This is a genomic window from Pseudomonas sp. PDM26 (assembly GCF_019219185.1).
Lineage (GTDB): Bacteria > Pseudomonadota > Gammaproteobacteria > Pseudomonadales > Pseudomonadaceae > Aquipseudomonas.
Genome location: NZ_JAHUWC010000062.1, coordinates 1 through 305, shown reverse-complemented (window position 1 = coordinate 305; position 305 = coordinate 1). Strand labels below are relative to the sequence as shown.

General features: G+C 63.9%; 1 protein-coding gene. It reads left to right on the top strand.

Annotated features, from left to right (window positions below; genetic code table 11):
* On the top strand, positions 1-305 hold a 305-nt coding region (locus KW849_RS31105; protein WP_218433909.1), incomplete at both ends, for a cadherin-like domain-containing protein.

The window sequence follows — 305 nt, the reverse complement described above, 5'->3', positions numbered from 1 at the left end:
GCGACCATCGCCAACGTCGGCACCTTGGTGATCGCGGCGAACGGCGCCTACACCTTCACGCCGGCCGCCAACTACAACGGCGCGGTACCGACCGTGATCTACACCGTCACCGACGGTTCCGGTACAGACGACACTTCGACCCTGAACATCGACGTCACGCCGGTCGACGACAGCTTCACCGACGCCAATGAAACGCTCTCCACCCTGGAAGATACCGCCCTGACTGGCAGCGTCCTCAGCGGCACCTCGAGCGTCGATGGCCCGGTCAGTGTGGTCAACTTCAGCATCGACGGTGTGACGGGCAC